The sequence below is a fragment of the Pseudomonas coronafaciens pv. oryzae str. 1_6 genome (assembly GCF_000156995.2).
GTDB classification, from domain to species: Bacteria; Pseudomonadota; Gammaproteobacteria; order Pseudomonadales; family Pseudomonadaceae; genus Aquipseudomonas; species Aquipseudomonas tremae.
The window spans coordinates 1,801,485-1,826,711 of the sequence record NZ_CP046035.1; the positions used below are offsets into that span (position 1 = coordinate 1,801,485).

At 57.4% G+C, this 25,227-nt stretch carries 24 protein-coding genes and 1 pseudogene; 8 read left to right on the forward strand and 17 right to left on the reverse strand.

The genetic code is table 11. From position 1 onward, the window contains the following. Positions 1-29 precede the first annotated feature (29 nt). The 4 genes from POR16_RS08150 to POR16_RS08165 all read left to right on the forward strand — a co-directional run bounded on the left by POR16_RS08150 (position 30) and on the right by POR16_RS08165 (position 2,741). Positions 30-818 carry a ParA family protein gene (locus tag POR16_RS08150; protein ID WP_005890137.1) on the forward strand — a complete coding sequence of 263 codons (789 nt, stop codon included), beginning with the start codon at positions 30-32 and terminating at the stop codon, positions 816-818. Between the two features lie 102 nt (positions 819-920). Then, a complete protein-coding gene (locus POR16_RS08155) occupies positions 921-1,802 on the forward strand; it encodes a CheW domain-containing protein (protein WP_005890138.1) in 882 nt (293 codons plus the stop codon). A 57-nt stretch (positions 1,803-1,859) separates the two neighbouring features. Beyond that, a complete protein-coding gene (locus tag POR16_RS08160; RefSeq protein ID WP_002554262.1) occupies positions 1,860-2,339 on the forward strand; it encodes a chemotaxis protein CheW in 480 nt (159 codons plus the stop codon). Then, positions 2,340-2,741 (forward strand): DUF2802 domain-containing protein, encoded by a 402-nt coding sequence (locus POR16_RS08165; protein WP_005890139.1) that lies wholly within the window; start codon positions 2,340-2,342, stop codon positions 2,739-2,741. 190 nt (positions 2,742-2,931) lie between these two features. Here the strand turns inward: POR16_RS08165 and POR16_RS08170 are convergent, their stop codons facing one another. Beyond that, positions 2,932-3,480 (reverse strand): adenine phosphoribosyltransferase, encoded by a 549-nt coding sequence (locus POR16_RS08170; RefSeq protein WP_005887391.1) that lies wholly within the window; start codon positions 3,478-3,480, stop codon positions 2,932-2,934. A 60-nt stretch (positions 3,481-3,540) separates the two neighbouring features. After that, entirely contained in the window at positions 3,541-4,272 is a 732-nt protein-coding gene (gene fnr, locus POR16_RS08175) for a fumarate/nitrate reduction transcriptional regulator Fnr (RefSeq protein WP_005887393.1), read from the reverse strand. Between the two features lie 152 nt (positions 4,273-4,424). Between fnr and POR16_RS08180 the strand changes: the two genes are divergently transcribed. Then, positions 4,425-4,892: a chemotaxis protein gene (locus POR16_RS08180; protein ID WP_005887395.1), complete on the forward strand. Its 468-nt coding sequence runs from the start codon at positions 4,425-4,427 to the stop codon at positions 4,890-4,892. Between the two features lie 15 nt (positions 4,893-4,907). Here the strand turns inward: POR16_RS08180 and hemN are convergent, their stop codons facing one another. The 8 genes and pseudogenes from hemN to POR16_RS27000 form a co-directional block, all read right to left on the reverse strand. Further along, a complete protein-coding gene (hemN, locus tag POR16_RS08185; RefSeq protein ID WP_005887397.1) occupies positions 4,908-6,290 on the reverse strand; it encodes an oxygen-independent coproporphyrinogen III oxidase in 1,383 nt (460 codons plus the stop codon). An 88-nt stretch (positions 6,291-6,378) separates the two neighbouring features. After that, on the reverse strand, positions 6,379-7,068 hold the full coding sequence (locus tag POR16_RS08190; protein WP_024670725.1) for a sulfite exporter TauE/SafE family protein: 690 nt from the start codon (positions 7,066-7,068) through the stop codon (positions 6,379-6,381). Beyond that, the gene (ccoS, locus tag POR16_RS08195) at positions 7,061-7,264 is read right to left on the reverse strand and encodes a cbb3-type cytochrome oxidase assembly protein CcoS (protein WP_005887402.1); all 204 of its coding nucleotides are present in this window, start codon (positions 7,262-7,264) and stop codon (positions 7,061-7,063) included. Before ccoS ends, POR16_RS08190 begins: the two co-directional genes overlap by 8 nt. Continuing rightward, positions 7,243-9,705, reverse strand: a complete 2,463-nt coding sequence (locus tag POR16_RS08200; protein ID WP_024690359.1) for a heavy metal translocating P-type ATPase — start codon at positions 9,703-9,705, stop codon at positions 7,243-7,245. Before POR16_RS08200 ends, ccoS begins: the two co-directional genes overlap by 22 nt. A gap of 2 nt (positions 9,706-9,707) precedes the next feature. Next, positions 9,708-10,244, reverse strand: a complete 537-nt coding sequence (locus POR16_RS08205; RefSeq protein WP_005887408.1) for a FixH family protein — start codon at positions 10,242-10,244, stop codon at positions 9,708-9,710. A 10-nt stretch (positions 10,245-10,254) separates the two neighbouring features. Continuing rightward, on the reverse strand, positions 10,255-11,667 hold the full coding sequence (ccoG, locus tag POR16_RS08210; RefSeq protein WP_054997721.1) for a cytochrome c oxidase accessory protein CcoG: 1,413 nt from the start codon (positions 11,665-11,667) through the stop codon (positions 10,255-10,257). Between the two features lie 64 nt (positions 11,668-11,731). Then, positions 11,732-12,184, reverse strand: a complete 453-nt coding sequence (locus POR16_RS08215) for a type II toxin-antitoxin system VapC family toxin (RefSeq protein ID WP_005887413.1) — start codon at positions 12,182-12,184, stop codon at positions 11,732-11,734. Continuing rightward, a pseudogene (locus tag POR16_RS27000) lies at positions 12,184-12,297 on the reverse strand (type II toxin-antitoxin system Phd/YefM family antitoxin); the annotation flags it as partial. The gene POR16_RS08215 and the pseudogene POR16_RS27000, both read right to left, overlap by 1 nt. A gap of 258 nt (positions 12,298-12,555) precedes the next feature. Here POR16_RS27000 and POR16_RS08220 point away from each other — a divergent pair. Beyond that, complete coding sequence (locus tag POR16_RS08220) at positions 12,556-14,202, forward strand: metallophosphoesterase (RefSeq protein WP_005887416.1); 1,647 nt, start codon at positions 12,556-12,558, stop codon at positions 14,200-14,202. Positions 14,203-14,275: 73 nt separating this feature from the next. Here the strand turns inward: POR16_RS08220 and ccoP are convergent, their stop codons facing one another. The 4 genes from ccoP to ccoN are packed head-to-tail and all read right to left on the reverse strand — an operon-like array spanning position 14,276 to position 17,497. Further along, entirely contained in the window at positions 14,276-15,253 is a 978-nt protein-coding gene (gene ccoP / locus POR16_RS08225; protein WP_005887418.1) for a cytochrome-c oxidase, cbb3-type subunit III, read from the reverse strand. Then, a complete protein-coding gene (locus POR16_RS08230; RefSeq protein WP_005887420.1) occupies positions 15,250-15,441 on the reverse strand; it encodes a CcoQ/FixQ family Cbb3-type cytochrome c oxidase assembly chaperone in 192 nt (63 codons plus the stop codon). The genes ccoP and POR16_RS08230 overlap by 4 nt, the downstream gene beginning before the upstream one ends. Before the next feature lie 5 nt (positions 15,442-15,446). Continuing rightward, positions 15,447-16,055, reverse strand: a complete 609-nt coding sequence (gene ccoO, locus POR16_RS08235; RefSeq protein WP_024670718.1) for a cytochrome-c oxidase, cbb3-type subunit II — start codon at positions 16,053-16,055, stop codon at positions 15,447-15,449. Further along, positions 16,052-17,497, reverse strand: coding sequence for a cytochrome-c oxidase, cbb3-type subunit I (gene ccoN, locus POR16_RS08240; protein ID WP_005887427.1), 1,446 nt, complete (start codon positions 17,495-17,497; stop codon positions 16,052-16,054). The genes ccoO and ccoN overlap by 4 nt, the downstream gene beginning before the upstream one ends. A 294-nt stretch (positions 17,498-17,791) precedes the next feature. Here ccoN and POR16_RS08245 point away from each other — a divergent pair, with 294 nt between their 5' ends. Beyond that, the gene (locus POR16_RS08245) at positions 17,792-18,481 is read left to right on the forward strand and encodes an alpha/beta family hydrolase (RefSeq protein WP_024670716.1); all 690 of its coding nucleotides are present in this window, start codon (positions 17,792-17,794) and stop codon (positions 18,479-18,481) included. Between the two features lies 1 nt (position 18,482). Here POR16_RS08245 and POR16_RS08250 read toward each other — a convergent pair whose 3' ends face one another. From POR16_RS08250 to POR16_RS08260, 3 genes are all read right to left on the reverse strand, one after another. Further along, complete coding sequence (locus tag POR16_RS08250; protein WP_005887431.1) at positions 18,483-18,941, reverse strand: hypothetical protein; 459 nt, start codon at positions 18,939-18,941, stop codon at positions 18,483-18,485. 91 nt (positions 18,942-19,032) lie between these two features. Further along, the gene (locus POR16_RS08255; RefSeq protein ID WP_024670714.1) at positions 19,033-20,625 is read right to left on the reverse strand and encodes a hypothetical protein; all 1,593 of its coding nucleotides are present in this window, start codon (positions 20,623-20,625) and stop codon (positions 19,033-19,035) included. 88 nt (positions 20,626-20,713) lie between these two features. Beyond that, complete coding sequence (locus POR16_RS08260; RefSeq protein WP_005887437.1) at positions 20,714-22,594, reverse strand: hypothetical protein; 1,881 nt, start codon at positions 22,592-22,594, stop codon at positions 20,714-20,716. Between the two features lie 326 nt (positions 22,595-22,920). Between POR16_RS08260 and POR16_RS08265 the strand changes: the two genes are divergently transcribed. Next, a complete protein-coding gene (locus POR16_RS08265; RefSeq protein ID WP_032618643.1) occupies positions 22,921-25,215 on the forward strand; it encodes an autotransporter family protein in 2,295 nt (764 codons plus the stop codon). Positions 25,216-25,227: the final 12 nt, after the last annotated feature.

Below are 25,227 nucleotides of genomic sequence, written 5' to 3' on the forward strand. Positions count from 1 at the left end.
GTCTTCGCTGTACGGAAGGAAAAAAATCAATGAGAGTCTGGGCAGTAGCCAATCAGAAAGGTGGAGTCGGAAAGACCACCACGACCATTGCCCTGGCCGGGTTGCTGGCTGATGCAGGCAAGCGCGTGGTCGTTGTCGATCTGGACCCCCATGGCTCCATGACCAGTTATTTCGGGCACAATCCGGACGAGCTGGAGCACAGCGCGTTCGATTTGTTCTTGCACAAAGGCGCGGTGCCGGATGGTCTTCCCGCGCAGCTGTTGCTGCCCACCAGTGACAAGCGCATATCCTTGATACCGTCCAGCACGGCGCTTGCCACCCTTGAGCGTCAATCGCCTGGCCAGAGCGGTCTCGGCCTGGTGATCGCCAAGAGTCTTGCCCAGTTATGGCAGGAATTTGACTATGCGCTGATCGACAGTCCGCCGTTGCTGGGCGTTCTCATGGTCAATGCGCTGGCGGCAAGCCAGCAACTGGCAATCCCTGTGCAGACCGAGTTTCTGGCTGTAAAAGGCCTGGAACGGATGGTCAATACGCTGGCCATGATCAACCGCTCGCGAAAAGTCCCGCTGCCTTACACCATTGTGCCCACGCTGTTCGACCGCCGCACCCAAGCGTCGATGGGCACCCTGAAGCTGTTGCGTGACAGCTTCCCCGAGCATGTCTGGCAGGCCTATGTGCCAGTCGACACACGGCTTCGGGATGCCAGCCGCCTGGGCCTGACGCCCTCGCAGAACGACAGCAAGAGTCGTGGCGTGATTGCCTATCGGGCTTTGCTCAAACACATGCTCGCCGAGCAGCTCAATGCTCAGGTGGCCTGACATGAACCTTTACTCTTTCTGCACAGTTCGCTCAAGTGATGCCTCAATGCGGCCGATAACTCTATCAGGCTGCACACGCTCCATTTTTTGTTGGGCCCCGGTATGAACCGCCCTGTAGAAGTTGCAACACGACCCAAGCTGGCTTTGCAGTCCTATCTGGACGCATTGCTTTACGACGCGACCGAAGAGCTTGAAACGCCTTCCGGCAGTATCGATGAATTCCAGGCTGCGGTGCTTGAAGAGCAAGCGTTCGATGCGCGCATGCAGGCGCAGGTGAAGCCGCTGGCGGTCGCGGTTGCCGCACCTGCCGCGGTGGCTGTAGCCGTCAAGGTTGCGGCACCTGTTGCGGTGCCAGTGCTTGAGGTTGCTCCGGTGATCGTTGCCGAGGCCGTACAGGTTGAAACGTTAAAGGTTGAAACGACTGTGCCGACAGTAGATCTGGTCGAGCCTGTCGCCGAATTGAGTACGCTGGTGACTCAGCGAACTCCAACGCCGCCACCGACCAGCGATGGTCGTCCGGCGTGGGCTGCCGAGCCGTTCGAATGCCTGTTGTTTGATGTGGCGGGTCTGACACTGGCGGTGCCACTGGTCTGTCTGGGGTCGATTTATCCGCTGGCAGGGCAGGAACTGACGCCACTGTTCGGGCAGCCGGACTGGTTTCTCGGGATCCTGCCCAGTCAGGCAGGCAACCTGAAAGTATTGGATACCGCGCGCTGGATCATGCCTGATCGCTACCGCGACGATTTTCGCCAGGGATTGCAGTACGTGATCTCGGTGCAAGGATACGAATGGGGGCTGGCGGTGCATCAGGTCAGTCGCTCGTTGCGTCTTGATCCGAGCGAGATCAAATGGCGCACGCAACGCGGTCAGCGACCTTGGCTGGCAGGCACGGTTATCGAGCACATGTGTGCGTTGCTGGATGTTGCAGAGTTGGCCGAGTTGATAGCCAGTGGCGCGGTCAAGCAGTTGAACAAGTCGAAATAATCATGGGCAGGCGCCAGTGGCGTTACCCGCAAAGAACACACGTGAGGGGTTGGGGTTATGAATAAGTCGTCTGCACAAGGTTCCGAAGATCCGATCCTGCAATGGGTTACATTCCGCCTGGACAACGAGTCTTACGGCATCAATGTAATGCAGGTGCAGGAAGTGCTGCGCTACACCGAAATCGCCCCGGTTCCGGGTGCTCCAAGCTACGTGCTGGGCATCATCAACCTGCGCGGTAATGTTGTCACCGTAATCGACACTCGTCAGCGCTTCGGCCTGGCGCCGGTTGAAGTCAGCGATAACACGCGTATCGTGATCATCGAGGCCGACAAGCAAGTGGTCGGTATTCTGGTCGACAGCGTGGCGGAAGTGGTTTACTTGCGTCAGTCCGAAGTCGAAACCGCGCCAAACGTGGGTAATGACGAGTCGGCCAAGTTCATTCAGGGCGTCTGCAACAAGAACGGCGAGCTGTTGATTCTTGTCGAACTGGACAAAATGATGTCCGAAGAAGAGTGGTCCGAACTGGAGAGCATTTGATTGATCTTTGAGGTAGCTGTCGTCTTTCTGGCCATTCTATGGGGCGTGACCCTGTTTCTGTTCCTGGCCCATACCAAGCGTCAGCGCAAGCTTGACGCCGAGCGTGACGAGGCGGCTGCCTTGCGTGATCAGCGGATCAAGGAGTTGGCCAGACGCTTGGACAACTACCAGAACGGTACGGTGCGCATGGGCGAAGCCTTGCATGAACTGCGCGCCACCGTTGCGCCGTTGCCGGACAAGCTCACCGCACTGGAACAGCGCGATCCCTCCACGCTGTCCTTCGCCCAGGCCGCCAGGCTGGTGGGCATGGGTGCCAGCATCGATGAGCTCACTCAGTCCTGCGGCCTGACCCAGGCCGAAGCGCAGCTCATGACCAAGCTGCACGGCAATACGGCAGGTTAGATTATCGGACACGAAAGCCGAGGGCTGTCAGTAGCCTGGGTGACGCTTCGCTTATGCGCATCTGCCAGGAAGCGGTAGTAAACCGTTTCAGGACTGCTTCGCAGCCCATCGCAGCCGTCGTAACCTCCTAGGCTCACAGGCTTCCGGACAAAAGCCCGTTTTCGGGCGCTTCATGGCTTGCAAATAGCCCTTACTGCTCGTCCAGCGCAAACTCGGTCAGGCAGAACGTCGGGATCTGCAGATCGTGCAGGCGTTTCGAGCCGCCCAGTTCCGGCAAGTCAATTATCGCAGCAGCTTCATGCACCTTGGCGCCCATGCGGCGGATCAGGTTGGCGGCAGCGATAAGGGTGCCGCCCGTGGCGATCAGGTCATCGAACATCACCACCGAATCGCCCTCGCACAGGCTGTCTGCATGCACTTCCAGGTAGGCTTCGCCGTATTCGGTCTGATACCCCTCGGACAGTACGTCAGCAGGCAATTTGCCCTGTTTGCGGAACAGCACCAGCGGCTTGTTTAACTGGTAGGCGACAACCGAACCAATCAGAAAGCCGCGCGCGTCCATGACACCGATGTGACTGAAGTCGGCCTCGATATAGCGCTGCACGAAGCTGTCAATGACTTGACGGGTGGCTTTGGGCGACTGGAACAGGGGAGTGATGTCACGAAACACCACGCCCGGCTTGGGGAAGTCTACGACCGGGCGTATCAGGGATTTGAAGTTCGGTTGATCGAAGGTCATCGGGGAGTCCATGGCAGTTTTGGCCGACAGTTTAAGCCGACCTGCCAAAGATCGCACGCCTCAGCTTTGCATCGAACCGCCTGCCAGTGCGCACAGGTCGATTGGGGCGAGGATATGGATCTCCTTGCCTTCTGCGTTGATCAGCTCGTTTTGCTGGAACCGCGTGAACACGCGTGACACGGTTTCCACTGCCAACCCGAGGTGATTGCCGATTTCGTTGCGGGACATGCTCAGCCTGAACTGATTGGCCGAAAAGCCCCGTGCCCGGAAGCGCGCCGACAGATTGATCAGGAAAGTGGCAATACGCTCGTCAGCGGTTTTCTTCGACAGCAGCAGCATCATTTGCTGATCGTCACGGATCTCACGACTCATCACGCGCATCAATTGCCGACGCAGTTGTGGCAGTTGCACCGACAACTCGTCCAGACGCTCGAATGGAATTTCGCACACCGATGTGGTCTCCAGTGCCTGCGCCGAAACCGGGTAGGCCTCGGTGTCCATGCCAGACATGCCCACCAGTTCACTGGGCAGATGAAAACCGGTGATCTGTTCTTCACCATTGTCGCTGATGCTGAAAGTTTTCAAGGCGCCGGCACGTACCGCGTATACCGATTCGAATGTGTCGCCCTGACGAAACAAAAACTCGCCTTTCTTCAACGGGCGGCCGCGCTTGACGATCTGGTCCAGGGAATCCATGTCATCCAGGTTGAGCGAGAGGGGCAGACACAGCGGTGCGAGGCTGCAATCCTTGCAATGGGCTTGGCTTTGAGCACGTTTCACTGGCTCGGACATCACTTAATTCCTTGTGGGAAATCACACATAAGTCATAAGGGTAACTCACCCTGGATAAATCGGGCCAGCGTCGAAGGCCATCTGATTAATCAAGTTTGCGCTCTTAATGCCGATGCATTCGTATATTTCCAGCCGATTCAGGATGCCTTGCCATGTCAACGACTCTCCCGTTGATCAATAGTATTACAATACGTACGCCTACCTCGCAGGTGACCTACAGCCAAGCCATTGAAAGCAATGCAGAAAAACCTGTCGGCGAGACAAAAGGCGTGGAGGTCAATCTTTCCCCGGAAGGCAAGGCCGCTGCAGCGTCGTCCTCGAAAAATGCGGATATCGAGCAGAGCGGGCTGCCTTCCTCCGTACAGAAGATCCTCAAGGCCATTCGCGAGTTGCAGCGCAAGATAGAGGAAACCATGGACCAGCTTCAGAAGGTCATGAGTGACCAGAGCCTGGACCCCGATGAGCGCCGTACCAAGGCCGCCGCGTTACAGACCGTGCTTGGAACATTGCAGGCGCAGATAAGCAATTCCACGGCCGATCTGTCGTCGCTCATGAACAGCCTCAAGTCCAGTGACTCCGACAAGACCAAGGCGGGCATGCTGGTGCTGGCCAAAATGTAGTGCAGCACCGCTTGTTCAAATTACCCGGGAAAACTGCTGCCGGTTTTTCCGGGTCAGGTACGCATCGAACACCATGCACACCGAGCGCACCAGCAAACGACCTGCCGGTCTGACGTCGATCCTTGTATCGCTCAGCGCAATAAGCCCATCGTTTGCCATAACCAGCAGCTGTGGCCACGCGTCGTTGAAATAAATCCTGAAATCGATGCGAAATGCTTTTTCAATCGCGGCGAAATCCAGCGTGAAGTGGCAGATCAACTGCTGGATGACGGCGCTTCTGATCCGGTCGTCGTCGCTGCATGTCAACCCTCGCCTGGTGGCAGGCTGGTCGCTGTCCAGCAGTCGTTGATAGTCGGTAAGGTCGCTGCTGTTCTGGCTGTACAGCTCGCCGATCTGGCTGATGGCCGAGACGCCTAGCCCGATCAGGTCACAATCATTCTGCGTGGTATAGCCCTGAAAGTTGCGCTGCAGGGTCAGGTCCTCCTGGGCAATGGCCAGATCGTCGTCGGGCAAGGCGAAATGGTCCATGCCGATATGACGGTAGCCCGCGCTGCCGAGTTGTTCGAGGGTGCGCTCGAGCATGATCAATTTGCTCTCGGCGGTCGGCAGTTCGCTTGCATCGATCCGGCGTTGCGGCATGAAGCGTTCCGGCAGGTGAGCATAGTTGAACACTGAAAGACGGTCTGGCTGCAGGTTGATGATCTCGTCCAGCGTGCCGCTGAAGGCGTCCGGCGTCTGTCTTGGCAGGCCGTAGATCAGGTCGATATTCACTGAGCGAAACTGCAGCGTGCGGGCGGCTTCAACGATAGCGCGGGTTTCTTCCAGGCTCTGCATACGGTTGATCGCTCGTTGCACTGCCGGATCAAGATCCTGAACGCCCAGGCTCACCCGGTTGAACCCCAGTTCGCGCAGCAGACCCATGGTTGCCCAGTCGGCTTCACGGGGGTCGATTTCGATGCTGTAGTCGCCCGAATCATCGTCCAGCAGCGTGAAACATGCGCGCAATTGCGCCATCAACCGACGCAGTTCTTCATGGTTGAGAAAGGTCGGCGTGCCGCCCCCCAGGTGCAGCTGTTTCACCACCTGACCGGGTGCCAGGTGGCAGGCGAGCATTTGTATTTCATGCTCCAGTCGCTGCAGGTAGAGTTGCGCCCGACTGCGATCCTTGGTGACGACCTTGTTGCAGGCGCAGTAATAGCAAATGTTCGCGCAGAAGGGCAGATGCACATATAGAGACAGCGGACGCAGCGCTTTGCGACTGTCGCGAAGAGCCTGCAACAGGTCGAACGCGCCAATGCGTGTGTCAAATTGCAGCGCAGTCGGATAGGACGTATAGCGCGGCCCTGTCACGTCATAGCGGCGGATCAGATCTGAATCCCAACGAATGGTGTCGAGCATGCGCGCGTGTCCCGGTCAGGCTGGTGATGGCGCGAGCATACGCAGGCTGTTCAGGGGGAATCTTGATGTGGGTCAGGTGGCCAGCCTCTCAGTGCGACATCATCATCAGCCAGTGCTGATGCGGCCCGGGCAATGTCCAGAGCCCGAACACGATGACCAGCAACCCGCCCGCCACGCGAATGCCACGCTTGCGCAGCAGCGCGGTGGTGCGTTCGGCGGCAAGCCCGGTTGCCAGCAGAACCGGCCATGTGCCCAACCCGAATGCCAGCATCAGCAGGGCGCTATCGACCGCATTGCCCTGACTGGCAGCCCAGAGCAGGGCGCTGTACACCAGCCCGCAGGGCAGCCATCCCCAGAGTGCGCCGAGCAACAGCGCGCGCGGCACACTGGACACCGGTAACAAACGGCTGGCCAGCGGTTGCAGGTGTCGCCACAGGCCTCGGCCCAGCCGTTCGATGCGGGTCAGCCCGCTCCACCAGCCAGCCAGATACAACCCCATGACGATCAACAGGACGGCGGCCATTATTCGCAAGCCTGTGGCCAGCGGGCTTTGCGCGACGGCCCAGCCGACCAGTCCGGATGCAAAGCCGGCCAGCGCGTAGCTGAGAATACGCCCAAGGTTATAGGCCAGCAGCAGACGAAATCGGCGGCTGCGCTGCTCTTTGGGGATGGCCAGTGTCAGCGCGCCCATCAGGCCGCCGCACATGCCTAGGCAATGACCACCGCCCAAAAGGCCGAGAATAAGCGCTGACAACAGTACCGGGGCCAGTTCAAGCATTGTGCTTCACGTCACAACCTGACTTTTGATGCGCAGGCGGGAGCGGCTCTGCAGGCGGTGGGTCATCGAACAACAGGCTGTGTGCCGGGCCTTCCATGTCATCGTACTGGCCGCTGTCCACCGCCCAGAAAAATACGTAGATCGCGATGCCCACCAGCAGCAGGGCGGCAGGAATCAGGATGTAAAGCGCGGGCATACAACCTCCGGTGCAGGCGGGGTGAGTCGCGGCAGACGGGTCAGACGCAGTGCATTGAGCACCACGATCAATGAGCTGACCGACATGCCGATTGCTGCCCAGATAGGGGTGATCCAGCCAAGTGCTGCAAAGGGCAGCATGAGGCCATTGTACAGACCGGCCCAGATCAGGTTTTCGATAATGACCCTGCGCGTGCGTCGGGCCAGATTCAGTGCGTCGATCAGCACCGGCAAGCGGTTGCACAGCAGCACGCTGTCGGCGCTGGTCTTGGCAAGATCGGTGGCCGAGCCCATCGCCACGCTGATATCGGCAGCGGCCATGACCGGCACGTCGTTTACCCCGTCACCGACCATCAGCACCTTGTGCCCTTGTGCCTGCAGCTCGCGCAGCACGGCAAGTTTATCGTCTGGGCGCAAGCCGCTGCGGGCGTCTTCGATACCCAATGCCTTGGCGACGCTGGCAACCATGGGCGAGCTGTCGCCGGACAGCAACAGGGTTTTCCAGCCACGTGCCTTGCAGGCGTCTAACAAGGTATGGGCATCGTCACGCAGTCGGTCGTCCAGCACCAGCCATGCCAGAGGGCCTTGCGTGTCGCCGAGCAGCAGCCATTGTCCGGACTGATCTGTGATCAATGGTATCTGCGCGCCACTCAGTGCGCAGACAAAAGCCGGCTCGCCAATGCGCAGGTGGCGTGTACCGACAACGCCTTCAAGGCCCAGCCCCGGTGTGCTGTGGACGTCGTCGGCGGCCTGGGGCGCGCGGCCAAACGCGCGAGCGATCGGGTGCTCGGAGCGGTTTTCCAGCGCCGCCGCCAAAGTCAGGCAGGTGTCAGCGTCCAGCGCGCCCAGCGGCTGAATGCTGCGCAGCACCAGACGACCTTCGGTCAAGGTGCCGGTCTTGTCGAAGATGACGGTATCGATTTGATTGAGGCCCTCCAGCACATGACCTCGGGTCAGCAGCAGACCGAGTGTGTGCAGCGTGCCAGTCGCGGCGGTCAGCGCGGTCGGGGTAGCCAGCGACAGCGCGCAGGGGCAGGTGGCTACCAGCATTGCCAACACGATCCAGAATGCACGCGATGCATCGATCTGCCACCAGATCACGCCTATCAACGCTGCGGCGACCAGCGAAAACAGCAAAAAGACCTGTGCCGCCCGATCTGCCAACTGGGCAAGTCGGGGCTTCTGCGCCTGGGCGCGCTCCAGCAGCCGGACGATAGCGGACAGACGGGTTTCCTGACCCAGTGCCGTCACGTTGACGGTTAGCGGGCTGTCGACATTCAGTGTTCCGCCAGTGACCGCATCGCCAGTGCCACGTGTCTGCGGCAGGTATTCGCCGGTCAGCAACGACTCATCGACACTGGACTGACCCTCGACAACTGTGCCGTCTGCCGGAATTACCGCACCGGGCTGCACCAGTACCCGGTCGGTCAGACGCAGCTCACTAAGCATGATGCGCTGGCTCTGGCCGTCTTCATCCAGGCGCAGGCAGGAGGCAGGCAGCAGGTTGACCAGTTGCGCGGTGGCCGCCGCAGTGCGCTCGCGGGCTCGCCGTTCCAGATAGCGTCCAGCCAGCAGAAACAGGGCAAACATGCCGACCGCATCGAAATACAGCTCGCCCACACCGGTGATTGCGGTCCAGATACCTGCGACATACGCCGCGCCGATGGCCAGCGACACCGAGACGTCCATCGTCAGCTGGCGGTTGCGCAAGTCGCGCAACGCGCCACGGAAGAACGGCGCGCAACTGTAAAACACGATGGGGGTGGTCAGAAAGAACGCCACCCAGCGCAGGATGGTGTGCAAGTTCGGGCTGAGGTCGATGTTGAACTCTGGCCAGGTTGCCATGGTTGCCATCATTGCCTGAACCCACAACAGCCCGGCGACACCGAGTTGGCGCAAGGCCAGACGATTTTCACTCGCCAGCCTTTCCGCCGCTCGGTCGGCCTGCCACAGGTGGGCAACATAGCCGATGGCGTGAATTTCGCTCAGCAATTGGCTGAGGGCCAGCTGGTCGCCACGCCAGCGCACCTGCAGACGATGAGTCGAGAGGTTCATGCGTGCCTCGGCAATGGCCGGCAAACGTGCGAGACGCTGTTCGATCAGCCAGCAGCAGGCTGCGCAGCTGATGCCTTCGATAAGCAGAATGGTTTCTGACAGATCGCCTTCGTGGCGGACGAACGGCGCTTGTACGTCTGGCCGGTCATAGAGCTCCAGTTCATCGATCAACTGCGTGGGCAGGCTTTCCGGGTTGGCTGCCGTTTCGCTGCGATGACGGTAATAGCTTTCCAGCCCGCTCGCGACAATGGCCTCGGTAACCGCCTGACAGCCTGGGCAACACAGCTCACGGGTTTCACCGAGCACCACTGCGCTGAAACGCCGGCCGCTCGGCACGGGCAGGGCGCAGTGGTAGCAGGGCGTGGGAGAGCGGTCGGACGCGGTCACGTTCAGTCGTTCCGGCGTTGCGCGGCTTGCAGCGGTTCATCGCCCAGAATCAGGTCATCGGTGCCGACTTGCTCTTCCTCGAACAAGCGCCAGGTCTGATCGCCTTCGACGCCCAGCAGCTCTACAAAGCGACGGCCTGTGACACGGTCCTGCAACTGGCCGACGTAACGGCCCGGTTCGGACGAGCTGCGAGTCAGAAACACTCGACGATCACTGGCGGGTTGTGTGGGGGAGATAAGGTTCAGCTCCAGACGCTGCGGGCTGCTGTTGCCGCTCAGGCGCAGCTCGACCTCGCCGGTCAGGCTGTCCAGATGGACGTCGGCATGCAGTTTGAGGTTCTGGGCCAGCACTTCACGATTCAGCGAGCGATTGATGCCTTTGCCTGCTTCGTAGTAGTTGTCGGTAACCAGTGGGTCCGGGTTGGTCACGGCAATAAAGACCATCGACAGGCTCAGCGTCACCGAGCAGGCCAGGATGGCAATGATGATCCAGGGCCAAAGATGCCTGTACCAAGGGCTTGAAGCGGTCGTGACAGGCATGACGTTGCTCTTAACGAATAGGAGGGCCGATGAAGCGGCCCGGCGTTTTGACGCGAGTGTCGCTGTCGATGTCCTCGAGGGTGAAAACAACCTCGTTACTGCGTGACGACAGCGCTTGCGGGGCAACGGACAGCTCCACCGGCAGGCTGATGATTTCACCTGCCGGAACCTTGATTTCCCGTGAGCCTTGCAGCTTCAGATCAGGCAGGCCGCTGGCGCTCAGCAAGTAGGTGTGATCGACCTGATCCTTGTTCATGACTTTCACGCTGTAGACATTTTCGATTCGGCCTTCGGCGTTTTCCCGGAACATCATCCGGTCCTTGCTGACCTCCAGGCCTACCAGGGTGCGCATGCAGAAGGCCGTGGTCAGCAACCCGATCATCAGCAGCAGGGCCAATGCATAACCGATAAGGCGCGGGCGCAAGGTGTGGGTGCGTTGTCCGGACAGATTGTGTTCGGTCGTGTAGCGAATCAACCCGCGAGGGTAGTCCATCTTGTCCATGACGGTGTCGCAAGCGTCTATGCAGGCCGCGCAACCAATACACTCAACCTGCAGGCCGTCGCGAATGTCGATGCCGGTCGGGCAGACCTGAACGCATACAGTGCAGTCGATGCAGTCACCGAGCCCCTGAGCCTGATGATCGGTTTCCTTCTTGCGCGGCCCGCGTGGTTCGCCACGGCGCGGGTCGTAGGAAATGATCAGCGTGTCCTTGTCGAACATCACGCTCTGGAAGCGCGCGTAGGGGCACATGTAGATGCACACCTGCTCGCGCAGCCAGCCGGCATTCAGGTAAGTGGCCAGGGTGAAAAAGCCGACCCAGAAATACACCCATCCATCTGCTTCACCGGTGAACAGATCGATACACAAGTCGCGGATCGGCGAGAAATAGCCCACGAACGTCATGCCTGTGGCAAAACCTATAAGCAGCCACAGGCTGTGCTTGGCGAACTTGCGCAGCAATTTGCTGGCGCTCATCGGTGCATGGTCGAGCCTGATACGCTGGTTGCGGTCGCCTTCAGTGACTTTCTCGCACCACATGAACATCCAGGTCCAGACGCTTTGCGGGCAGGTATAACCGCACCAGACCCGTCCGGCATACACCGTGATGAAGAACAGCCCGAAGGCCGCAACGATCAGAATCCCGGACAACAGAATGAAATCCTGCGGCCAGAACGTTTCGCCGAAGATATAGAACTTGCGCTCAGGCAAGTCCCACCACACGGCCTGGTGCCCGTTTCGATTCAGCCAGACCGTACCGAAAAAGATGAGCAGCAGCACTGCGCCGCCTACTATGCGCACATTGCGAAACAAACCCTTGAACGCGCGAGTGTGGATTTTCTTGCGCGAGGCGTAGAGATCGATGAACTCGCCGTTTTTTTCGGAGGGCGGGGTGATGTCGTGTACCGGGATCTGGTTGCTCATCGATGGGTCCAGAGGCGCTTGCGTAGCTCTCGCCGATATGTGTCAGGCAGGTTCACATCCGCTTTCAAAGTAACGCACTTGAGTGATGGGCAGTTTCTTCGTTCAACTGGCTGATCCATGGATTGAGCAAGGCGGCTCCGCAGAATTCAAAGTCTACTGTATTACGAGTGACCAGCATCATGACGTGCAACAGTGTGGTGGCCGCGATCAGCCCAGCGCATTCGCTGCGCGGGTCGTGAACGTCCAGGTGGCCGCAACGTTTTGCAACCTGAGTGTCGATCGACAGAGTGCGTCCGGCAAAGGCGTTCAGCACATGGTGGTCCAGCCACATTCGCAGCGCTGCGCCTTGCGTCGGGTCATTTCGCTCGATACGCAGGATACCTGTTTCGAGCTCAAGAATCGTGATGGACGAGACGAACAGGCTGGATGCCAGCTGGATTCGCGACCAATGGAGCACGTTCACGTCGGCGTTGCGTTTTCTGAGTTCGGACACCACGTGGGTGTCAAGCAGGAACATCAGGACAGATCAACGGGCGAGATTTGATGACAACCCGTGCACAACCCGTTCGGCTCGAATTCGATATCAGGGTCCGTCGGCATTATCAGCATGGCTGCGATGTTCGCCGCTCCGGGCTTTCATTGTCGGCTTTCTTGTTTGACATCGTTGTTGCCTTGGTTGAACTCGCGGCCTGTTTAGAACATTTGAGTATTAACTATCGTGTCAGTGTTTACTCAAGGATAGATTGCCGATAGTCGAACACCTACCTATCAGTTTTGATAGTAGATATTGTCTCGGTGTTCGTAATAATAGGTGCAGCCCAAAGGGCCGCCGGAAGTTTTAGATTCGCGCTTTGGTTCTGATGTTTTAGTCCGTGTGAGGAAATTAAAATGTCTACGTACAGGTTTTTTTGTTGTGCGCTGCTCAGTACCCTGCTGTGGGTGTCTGGGTGTGCTCAGAATTTGAAAAGTGAAGGTCCACTCGCTGTTGTGAACGCAAGCGAAGCCGCACCTAAAAATATAATAAGGCATATTATTTTTGCGTCTGATCCTCAATACCCTTGGTCAAAGGATGAAAAAAACGCAGAGGACGGTCTGGGTGCTTCGCCGCACCAGAAATCGCAGGACGTCCCACTGCAATCCCGCTCCTCGGTTAATCAGGTCAGTGATGAGAATCTCGTTAGAAATCAATATAATGCGATACAGAAATGGCGTACAGCTGCGATGGGAGGGGTCGGCAACAATCCGGTCATCATAAATGGTGATATGACAGCTTATGGTCACGGTTGGCAAAGAAGCTTTCTTTACGGAGCACTGGATTCGATATTGTCGACCAATTGGTATTTCGGGCTGGGTAATCATGATTATAAAAACAACGTCGGTGGCTGTTTAAATAATGGTTGCGCCAGAGACAGTATGAATGACCTCATTGGCCGGATGGGTGGTAATAATATGGATTACAGTACTAACCATGGCGGAGGTTTTCCTGAAACAAAGCGATATTCGGGAAGTTTTGGGTACTATAAAGATTTTGGCAAGGTGCGGTATATTCAGTTGAATCTGGACCCTTCCTACACTCAATGGTTTTACTCCAATGGTGCGACGGTGTTCAAGTCAAAGTATGAGTTCAATATCCAGTCGCCGGTCCAAAATACCTGGCTGGAGCGAGTGCTGATCAATGCAAGGGATCAGAAAAAATTTATCATTATTGGTATGCACGATCCGGCGGAGTGGACGTATTCATCTGACGCTCGATCGGCAGCAATATTAACCCGGTTTCGTCAATTGCTAAAGATCTACGATGTTTCAGCTATCTTTGCGGGTCACTTCCATTCCAGTGCTGGAAAGTACCAAAGTGTATATGGGGATGTGCCTGTTTTTCTGAGCGGCTCGGCCACGGATGAGACATTTCTCATCGTTGATATTGACGAAAGCACTAAGGCTTTTCAGACGTGGCTTGTTAGCAATAACAATCCTCAAAACGCTAAACATCTCGGTTCGATGTATTTCAAACACTCTGTTGTTGTTCCTCCCGTCGATGAATATGACAATACTGGACACTGGGGGAACTGGGGGGTTACGGCATCGTGTTCATCGCCAAACTACATAAATGGTTTCAGTATAAGGGCTCAGTCGTCGCAAGGTAGCGGTGACGATACAGCTGTCAATGCGATCGCTATGCACTGCTTCAGGGGGCCAGAATTGCACAGCAACGAAGGGAACTGGGGGCATTGGTATGAGTACGCTCTTTGTCCTTCAAACGAGGCAGTGGTCGGTTATCAATTGAAAATGCAGCCTAGTCAAGGAAGTGGAAACCATCAGGACGACACTGCCGTTGACTCTGTCAGACTATTCTGTGAAGGAGGTGGGTATCTGCCTTCACCCTACGACACTCCTTATGGTCTCTGGAAGAAAGCGTTCCGTTGTCCCGCCGGAATGGTTGCCACCGGCTTTGAAACCCGTGTCGAAGTTGATCGGGGTAACAATGACGATTCGACTTTGAACGGTATGCGGATGAGGTGCGATCCCAAGCCTTGATTGATCGGCAATGGCAGTCGTGATGTTTTTTGTACTTTCACGACGCCAGGTTTCGCTATAAGGCAGAGCAACATCATTTGGGCTCGGCCGGCTTCTCCTGACGAGACAGGCTGTAGACGTACGCTGCGAGGATATGCACTCGGTCATTGCCCTGCAGCGCTTGCTGCGCAGGCATCTGGCCCTGGCGACCCTCACCAATGGTTTGTTGCAACTGGGCGAAACTCGAGCCGTAGATGAACGCATTCGGGTGTGTCAGGTCCGGGGCGCCAAGAACAGGCATCCCCTTGCCCTCCGGGCCGTGGCAGGCAGCGCAGAGTGTGGCGAAGGTTTTCTGACCTGCAACGGGATCAGCCTGCGCACTTTCGGGCAGTTGCCTGGCGTCCAGTCGGGTCAGCACGTAAGCCGCCACGTCGCGAACGCCTTGTTCGCCAAGCGCGCCACCCAAGGCTGGCATCACGCCCATGCGGCCAGCAAGGATCGACGTCTTGATCGACTGCGCATCGCCACCCCAACGCCAGTCGGCATCGGTCAGGTTAGGGTAGCCGTAGGCGCCTTTTGCATCCGAGCCGTGACAAACCGAACAATTGGACGCAAACAGACGCGCGCCTATTTTCAGCGCTTGCGGGTCTTTGGCGACCTCCTCGACCGGCATTGCAGCGTATTTTGCGAACAGTGGGCCATAGCGGGCTTCGGCGTTCGCAACTTCCCGCTCCCACTCGTGAACACTGCTCCAGCCCTGCTGGCCGTCGGAAAATTGTACTGTCCCGGTCTTGTCCCGGTGCTCGTAACCCGGCAGCAGGCCCTGCCAGTTGCCCAGGCCCGGATACAGCACCAGGTAACCCAGCGTAAAAACGATGGTTGCCATGAACAGTAGAAACCACCACTTGGGCAGCGGGTTGTCGTACTCCTCGATGCCATCGAAAGACTCGCCGACGGTTTCATCAGTGGGCTCGTCACGCTGGCCTCTGCGCGTAGAGAGCAGCAGCCAGAGCATTGCGATAATCGTGCCCAGCGTCAGTACCGTGATGTACAGGCTCCAGAATGTGCTCATGGCCTGTCTTCCTTGTCTGTCGCGGTGTGCTCGACTTTGCGGATGGCGTCGGGGTCGTCGGCGAAAGGCAGCAGGGTGGCGTCATCGAATTCAGCCTTGCGAGCAGGGCTGAACACCCACAGCATCAGGCCGATGAAGGCGACCATCACCACCAGCGTACCGAGGCCTCGAATCATTCCGATGTCCATCGTGATCACCGCTTGCTCTTGATGAGCGTGCCGAGGCCTTGCAGATAGGCCACCAGCGCGTCCATTTCGGTCTTGCCCTGTACGGCGGCGGCCGCACCGGCGATGTCGGCATCGGTGTATGGCGTACCGAGGGTACGCAATACCTGCAGCTTTTTCGCCGTCTGTGTGGTGTCGATTTTCTTGTCGTTCAAAAACGGGTACGCCGGCATGATCGACGCGGGAACAAGGTCTCGGGGATTGTTCAGGTGCGCACGGTGCCACTCGTCCGAGTAGCGACCGCCGACCCTTGCCAGGTCCGGTCCCGTGCGTTTGGAACCCCACAGGAATGGATGGTCCCACACGCTTTCACCCGCCACCGAGTAATGCCCGTAGCGCTCTGTCTCGGCGCGCAGCGGACGGATCATCTGTGAGTGGCAGCCCACGCAACCGTTGGCAATGAACACATCCCGGCCTTCCACCTCCAGCGCGTTGCGTGGCTTCATGCCCTCTATGGGCTGCTGGGTCACGTCCTGAAAAAACAGCGGAACGATCTGGGTAAGCCCGCCGATGCTCACTGCGATGACCATGACAAAGGCCAGCAGGCCGATGTTTTTTTCGAGTACTTCATGTTTCATGCATGGCCCCCCGCGACGCTGATCCGCGCAGCGGCTTCAGCTGCCCGCGGGTCCGATGCGCGCACGGTACGCAGCACGTTGTAGGCCATCAGCAACATGCCGCTGGTGAAGATGGCACCGCCGATCGCCCGCACGATGTAGCCCATATGGCTGGCCTGCAGGGTCTCGACGAAGGAATACGTCAGTGTGCCGTCGTCGTTCACGGCGCGCCACATCAGGCCTTGAGTGATTCCGTTGACCCACATCGAGGTGATGTACAGCACGGTGCCCACGGTGGCGAGCCAGAAATGCGCATTGATCAGGCCGACGCTGTGCATCTGCGGACGGGCGTAGAGCTTCGGGATCATGTGATAGAGCGAGCCGATGGTGATCATCGCAACCCAGCCCAAGGCGCCTGCGTGGACGTGGCCGATGGTCCAGTCTGTGTAATGCGACAACGAGTTCACGGTCTTGATCGCCATCATCGGCCCCTCGAAGGTCGACATGCCGTAGAACGCCAGCGAGACCACCAGAAAACGCAGAATCGAATCGGTGCGCAGCTTATGCCAGGCGCCTGACAGGGTCATCATGCCGTTGATCATGCCGCCCCAGCTCGGCACCAGCAGGATAATCGACATCACCATGCCCAGCGACTGTGCCCAGTCCGGCAGCGCGGTGTAATGCAGGTGGTGAGGGCCAGCCCAGATGTACAGGGTGATCAACGCCCAGAAATGCACGATGGACAGGCGATAGGAGTACACCGGACGCTCGGCCTGCTTGGGCACGAAGTAATACATCATGCCGAGAAAACCAGTGGTTAGAAAAAACCCCACGGCATTGTGCCCGTACCACCACTGGATCATGGCATCGGTCGCTCCGGCATAGGCCGAATAGGACTTGAACAGGCTGACCGGCAACGAGATGTGGTTGACCACATGCAGCATGCCGGTCACGACGATGAACGCGCCATAAAACCAGTTGGCAACATATATATGTCGGGTTCGGCGTTTGACGATGGTGCCGAAGAACACTGCGGCATAAGCGGCCCAGACCACAGCCAGCAGAATCGCAACCGGCCATTCGAGTTCGGCATATTCCTTGGTGGTGGTGTAGCCCATGGGCAGTGTGATGATGGCGCCGATGATCACTGCCTGCCATCCCCAGAATGTAAAGGCTGCCAGCCGGTCTGAAATCAGCCGCGTCTGGCATGTTCGCTGCACCACATAATAAGACGTGGCAAACAGCGCACAGCCGCCGAACGCGAAGATCACCAGATTGGTGTGCAACGGTCTCAGGCGGCCGAAGGTCGTCCATTCGAGTTCAAGGTTCAGTCCCGGCCAGACCAGTTGGGAGGCGATGAACACACCCAGGCCCATGCCGATCACGCCCCAGACTACCGCCATGATGGCGAACTGGCGCACCACGGTGTAGTTGTAGGCAGTCGGGCTGATTGTCGTACTCATTGCAGACTTCCACGATTCAGATAGTGACCAGAGACGTATTCGGGCAGCCGATGTAGCGCTGTAACAGCATCCAGGCGGACCGAAAAGGCAGGGGCAGGAACACACAGGCACGTTTACGTGCGTCAAAGGGTTGCAGCAGACGCGTGTCAGCGAGTTTAGCTTTGAAAGGAGGGGTGTGGGAAGCCGCAGCACCTTCTTGCGCGCTACGTATCTGAATCGCGGTTGGTCATGCAGTTGCTGACGCAGTTGCCTATAGTGATCGGCCAACGCCGTACTTATCAAAACGAGACAAGCATGAGCAAAAGCTTACAGCCCGGTATCGCCGCCGAACAATGGCTGCAATTGGTGCGTGAAAGAGGCTGGCTATGGACGCCAGGGCAGCCGTTGGACGGTATGCAGCCTGCCACCTTGCTGCTGGCACACGGCGCAGGCGCTCCGATGGACAGCGACTTCATGAACCGCATGGCTGATGAACTGGCAGCACAAGGCATCAGCGTCTTGCGTTTCGAGTTCCCCTACATGGCTCAGCGACGCCAGGGCGGCAGCAAGCGACCCCCGAACCCTCAGGCCCGGTTACTGGAGTGCTGGCGAGACGTTTATGGCTGTGTGCAGCCCAAAATTGCCGGACGTCTGGCGGTGGGCGGCAAATCAATGGGAGGGCGAATGGCCAGTTTGATTGCCGATGAACTTCAGGTTGATGCGCTGGTGTGCCTGGGTTATCCGTTCTACGCCGCAGGCAAACCTGAAAAACCGCGCGTTGCGCATCTGGCTGAACTGAATACTCCGGCCCTGATCGTTCAGGGTGAGCGCGATGCATTGGGCAACCGCGAAACCGTGGAGGTTTATAGTTTGTCCAGCGCCATTCGGCTGCACTGGCTGCCGACGGCCAATCACGACCTCAAACCATTGAAAATGGCAGGTGTCAGCCATGATCAATGCCTGGCCGAGTCGGCGCAGGTGATCGCCCGATTTTTGCGTACCTGAGTCACTGGCAGCGTATGTCAAAAAAGCCGTTGGTGACGTCTAAATTGATCGATGACATGCTGAAACGGAAGCGTCCTCGCAGGCGAAGGGTACAGGGGTTGACCTCAAACAGGTCCAGCGTACCGCTTTGAAAGTGTGCCGAGTGATAAAGGGTGTTTTGCCTGTGCAGCGTTTCGCTGTAAATCACTTTGATCCGGGCATGGTCTACCAGGTCGTGATTGCCGGGCCTCAGGTCGCTGTCCAGAAACAAGCCTATGGTGGTTCGCGTTGAGCCCACCTTGCCATCGGCGACCAGCTTCCATATCCATTGTTCGGGAGCCTGCTCCAGCTCTGCGCGCAGCGTCAGCTGGCCTGCCAGCGAAAGCACGTGGAATGGGTGCTTGTTGACGCTGACGTGAAAACTGCCTTCACAAGGTGCGGGACGAAAAAAGCGTTTGGTTGGGGATGTTGTGCGGTGCATGACCTGACTCTGTAAAGCGTATGAATAGAAGCAGGACGTTGCCTTTTCAGGTAACGCCCTGCTTGATGATTACAGGTTCACCAGTTGTCGATCATTGGATACCGACGCCAAGACTGGAGTTGTGACTTTTCAGCTTGAAGTTTCCGCCAGAAACCATGTCTTTTACGTAGTACCAGTTCCAGCCCCCGATGCCGGCGCTGGAAACAGTGGATGACCAGTAATTGCCACTGCCCATCGGCCAGCGATTGCCGTACAGGGCGTAGATCTCCACCAGTTCATGAATTGACGGAATCCTTGCACCCCGGTTACTGGCAGCGCTGCTCATCTGGGAGAAGTTGCCGCTGCCCACACCGATGCAATGAATAACGCCGGTCACGGTGACCAGGCAACTTTTGCTCGCGCCCAAAGCATCGGTTGCGGTAAGCGTGGCCGTGCCCTTGCCTCGAACGGAGGCCAGGCCATTGTCATCCACGTTCACCACCAGCGGATCACTCGACGTATATTGATAAGGCGCGAGCCCGCCGCTGGCCTGACGCAAAACGGTGGTCTCGGCCGGGAAGTTCGGCAACACTTCCGGCCTTCCCGGGATCAGGTAGATCTTGCCTGCCAGCGTCACTGGTGAAGTATCGAACACCAGTTCGGGCAGTCCTTCCAGAATCTGCAAGGCCAGTGTGCCTGAGACCTGCACCAGGCCGTTGACGCGATTGACGACATAAGAGACAGCGACCGACTGCCCGGCGTTTGCCGTAACCAACGCCGCGGCGAACAGCACTTCCAGCGTTTTGCCAGCTTCTGTACCTGTCAGGGTCTTTTCCTTGGTATCACTGCCGTTGCGTCCCTGCCACTGCACGATCACCTGATCGCCGGCTTGCAGATTGGCGGTGGCGTCGATCACCACTGTCGCACCGGACAAGGCGTTGGCCGGATCCAGAGTGGTGCCGATGGCCTCTTTTACGGTCGGGTTAGGCAGGGGCGTAGCGTGCGTGAGCTGCAGCTTCACGTTCACAGCTTCTGACGCCATCGACAGATTTCCCGCGAGGTCCGTAATCGTGTAGTAAACCGGCGCCTCAATGTCGCCGATCAGCTCCAGGAACGGTCTCGCAAAGTCGACCACTGTCTGCCTCAGACCCACGTCATCCTTGCTCACCATGGTCATTGGACCTGGCACGTCATTCCAGTAGGTGTGGACAACATCACCCTCCTGCATGCCGTTGTAGCCGGCAATCGTCCCTGAAAGCACATTGCCCAGGCTTCCCAGCTCTTCGGAGGTCAGGCCGTCCTGCGTCTGTTCCGGAAAAATGATTGGGGCGAGCAGTGGGTCGCCAGGCGGCGTAAGGTCTACGATTACTGCTGTCTCGGCAGAGTATTCGACGACCATGTTAGCCGGGTTTTCGACGGCATAAGCCACCGAGTGGCGGCCCTCCTTCAACAGCTCGGGTGGAATGTCCAGATGCAGCGGGTCGCCGGGCTTGTGCGACGGCAGTATTTCTTTCTTGAGGCCGATAAGCATCTCGTCGAAGCAAAGTTGATACGTATAGCCCGGGCGTGCGCCTTGCCATACGTTCAACCCTACGTCGAGGGGGGTGTTCAAACTGTCGACGGGTAATACTCCGCCGTTCAAGGCGGCTGCGATGACGGGGGCTGGCAGCGAGTTGTTCTTTCTTTCAGTCGATACGTGATACATGTGCTTTCCTTGCTTTTAGGTGTCTTGGGCTCGGTACGTTGACTTCCAGTACAGAACCAGGATGCGGGCTTTGTGGGCCCGCAACGGGTTAGCGGCTAAGACAGGTAAAGTCGGTGGGTTTAAGCATGTGCACGATCACGCGAGTGACTGTGGAATTCGCTGGGCTTTGATTGCTGCCCTCCACGGGGTCGACGGTATAAGAGGCCTCCGCAAACCCGGTACAAATAAGGAGTGTATTAATCTGTGGGACCGTGAATACGTGGCCGTCCACAACATCGACTTCGTCGAGCTTGCGCGTCGTTGTGTAAGTGGCCGCTTCAATGGGATTGTTGGAATCGTCGAATCCCTTGAACGTGAAGGTGATCTTCTGGCCCTCGGCAATGTTTACATACCGCGAAACTTTTACATCTGCACCGTTCGGGTTTTCATTAGGCCCCAGTACTCCGTTCGGAGTGAGATTGAAGGTGGGGCCGGTCAAACCGTCCTCGCCGCCGGGTTGCTCTTCTCGAGACCTTACTGTTACGGGCTGCGTCGGGCTAGTCATGCTATTCGGGTTTCCTGTACGCGTAGCAGTAAAGTAAACCGGGATGGCTTCACCGGTGCCTTGCAACTGCATAAGTTCGTTATCAATCGGAATGATCAGGTTTCTTGCTGCTGTAACGTCACTCGACCGTATTTGATACCACTGCGGTTTTACCTGATTACCCCAGTACAGATTCAGGTCGTCATTGATCTTGAAACCGGTGTTCCAGACCACCACACCTCTACCGTTCAACTCGTAATCGTCTTCGTCGATGAAGTTGTCCTGAGTGTTCGGGTTTTGTACGCTCGTTCCCTGTACCGTCAGGCTGTTCAGTGGGTCGGGGAAAGGGCGCGTGGTAAAAACGTCGATATGGGCGTCGAGCGAAGTGCCGATCAATTCGCCATTGCGCAGCACTTCATAATGCACTGCAGTATTGCCTTGCGGCCCTTGGGCAATGGCCTCGAATGGCAACTTCAACGTTAAAAGGACTGCCTCGTTTTCGTCGCCAGGCGCCACGGAGACAGGGGTCAAGGGGTTATTGGCGCCCCAGAACAGCTGAATACTATCAAGCGCTGCGGCGCCCGAATAATGAGGGATGTCGACCCGTACCCCCGCCTGAGCTTCCAGATAATCGACCAGTTCGCCGACGGCCTGATCAATAACAGGTGCCGGATAATTGGAGGGCAAGTCTTGCAGTCTCAGTTTTACGGGCACGGTATTCGACAGGATTGAAGGGTTGCCCGCACGGTCGATGACCTGATAACACACCTGCTTTTCGTCCTCCCCCAAAGATTGCAGAAACGCTCGTGTGAAAGTGACCGAGACTTTGTCCAGGCCCATATCGGTTTCGTTGACTACAGCGCTGGGACCCACGATATCTCCCCACCGTGTCAGAATGCGGTCGTGCTTGGCCATACCGGTGTAGCCCGCAATCTGTACATCAAGCTGACCTCCCAGTTGATCGAGCTCTGCGGCAGTCAGACCGTTCTGGATCTCGGCTGGAAACTGTATGGCGGCAAGTTCAGGGGCGCCTGGCGCTGTCCGGTCAATCTGAATCCGGAAAATGTCTGATTCCTGTTTTGTCTGGTTGATCGGGTTGACAACGAGGTAGGCGACATTGTGGAAACCCTCCAGCAACAGGTTGGACGGAATTTCCAGCTGCAGCGGATCGCCTGGTGCATGTGAGGGCAGAATCAGCTTTCGGGGGCCAATCGCTATGCCGTCAAACAGCAGTTGGTAAGTGTAATCAGGGCGCGCGGCTGGCCACACGACCAAGTCCACCGCCAACGGCTGAGACAGTTCAGCGACCGGTATGAGGCCTGGCGTGTCTTGATCATGAAACGCGGCGGCGATATCGGGAGGCGTCAATACAAGGTTCAAGTTTCGGTGCCTGTTGCCTGGCACCGCGACAGGGGTAGGCAGATAGCTATTCGAACGAAATTCCATGGACATAACCTTCTTTAAAAACAATTTGTAGGAAGATTCCTGCTTTTAACAATGTGGTATTGAATGAGCGTGCTGTAAGTAGCACTTGGCAAAGTAATCTTTGTTTTCTCAGTCACGATTGGACGTAATAGGCTTTTTCGTAAGTGGTCAAGTGGGGGTGTAAGTTTTATTTTTGAAAAGTTTGGTCCGGCCTTGATATAGAGTCACGCTGTAAGAACTTTCCTATCTCAATTTGGGAGTGTTCCTACGCTTTTGGTCGTGAGCAGATACAAAGTTTATTAATTAAGTGAGCTACCTTCGGTCCTCAATAACCGAGGAGATGGACGGTGTCTTTTAGAAAAAATAATGTCATTAATCCGCAGGGTGGTGCATTTCGGCTTGCCGTGATTGCATTCGGGGCTTTGGCTAACGTGCAGGCGTCGGCAGAGGTATCGGGCGATAAAACTGGTTCAGTGTTTGACCTCGACAATGTCATAACGGTGCTGCCGGACAGAGCGGGGACAAAGGCAACTGGCAGGCCGGGTGAAATCATTAATATCGGTCCTGATACCCCCTTCGGTTCTCACTCTGTCGACGATCAGGGCGTTCTCAATATTGTCGGTGGGCGAGTAGACAGCGCGAAGGTAGATCGCTCTACGCTTAATATTGAGGCTGGCGTGGTGGAAAGCGGTATCACGCTGTACGATTCCGTGGGAAATCTTTCCAACGCTACAGTAAGAAACGCGACAGGTTCCGGCATCGTTATTGGTGGGGTGAGAAACTCCGTCAATCCTGGCTCCTCGGCATCGGCTCGTTCAAGCGACATATCGGGATCTGGCTATGGTATCGCAGCCGGGATATGGGGAACGTTGAGTATCTTCGATACCGATGTGTACGGGTTTGCGTCGCAAGGCAAAAATGGTCAGGGTATTTTGTCTTCTGGTGCGAACGTACTGATAGCGGAAGACAGTCATGTAACAGGCGACATGAATGGAATCCACCTTGTAGATGGATCTGAAGCCAAGCTCCTTATCGGAAACAAGTCCGTTACTGTGATTGATCGGTCGATCGTCGAAGGTCTGGCCGGCGCTGCTATCAGGGTTGACCAGCGCGTAGCACTCGACATCGAGGCCGATATCACTGTGCAAAACCATTCCGAGCTACTGGCCGGCAATGGCAATCTGCTAGAAGTGGCTGATCATAGTACCGTCAACTTCAACGTCGACAACAGCGTGCTCAGCGGCAACCTCGTTGCCGATGACACCAGCATCCTGAACGTCACCTTGCAGAACGGCGCGCAATTGTCCGGTGACATCATCAATGGCAGCACGCTGGCGATCAACTCCGGTGCTCAATGGCAGATGCAGGGTGACAACGCGGTCAAGTCGCTCTCCATGCAGGGTGGCAGCGTCGGGTTCAGCGAGGAGGGGTTCCATACCCTGTCTCTGAACGAGCTGTCCGGATCGGGCACATTCGGCATGCGGGTGGATCTGGACAATGGGGTGGGTGACCTCATCGACGTCAACGGTCAGGCCAGCGGGCAATTTGGATTGCGGGTGCGCAATACCGGGGTGGAGGTGTTATCGGCTGACATGCAGCCGCTCAAGGTGGTGCACACCGAGGGCGGCGATGCGCAATTCAGTCTGCTGGGCGGTCGGGTCGACCTCGGGGCCTATTCGTACCTGCTGGAACAGCAGGGCAATGACTGGTTCGTCGTTGGCAAAGACAAGGAGATAAGTCCCTCGACCCAGAGCGCTCTTGCTCTTTACAGCGCGGCACCTGCCATCTGGATGAACGAGCTTTCAACCCTGCGCTCGCGCATGGGCGAGGTTCGTGCCAGCGGCAAGGCCGGTGGCTGGATGCGCGCCTATGGCAATCGACTCAATGCGACGACCAGCGAGGGTGTCGATTACAAACAGACGCAAAGTGGTCTGTCGCTGGGTGCCGATGCGCCCGTAGACGTCGGCAGCGGACAGTTGCTGGTGGGTGTGCTGGGCGGCTACAGCACGTCTGGTCTGGACATGAGCCGAGGTACGAGCGGGAAAGTCGACAGTTTCTATGCGGGTGCTTACGGCACCTGGCTGTCGGACGATGGTTACTATATAGACGGCGTATTGAAGCTCAACCGCTTTCGCAACAAGGCGGACGTTGCCATGAGTGACGCGAGCAAATCCAAGGGCGACTACACCAATAACGGCGTGGGTGGCTGGGTGGAAGTCGGTCGCCATATCAAGCTGGCGGAGGACTACTTTCTTGAGCCGTTTGCGCAGGTCTCCGGTGTGGTGGTGCAGGGTCAGGATCTGCACCTTGATAACGGCATGAAGGCGAAGAGCGATCGAACTCAGTCGATACTGGGCAAGGTCGGTACGTCGATGGGGCGTACGGTGGCGCTCAAGGATGGTGGGATGATACAGCCTTACGTACGTGCCGCCGTTGCGCAGGAGTTTTCCCGCCGTAACGAAGTCAAGGTCAATGACACGACGTTCGATAACAGCCTGTACGGCTCACGCGCCGAGCTGGGTGGCGGGGTGTCGGCTTCATTGTCCGAGCGTGTGCAATTGCATGCGGATCTCGGCTACATGAAAGGTCGGCATATCGAGCAACCCTGGGGCGCGAACGTGGGGCTGCGTATTGCGTTCTGATGGTTCGGTCTG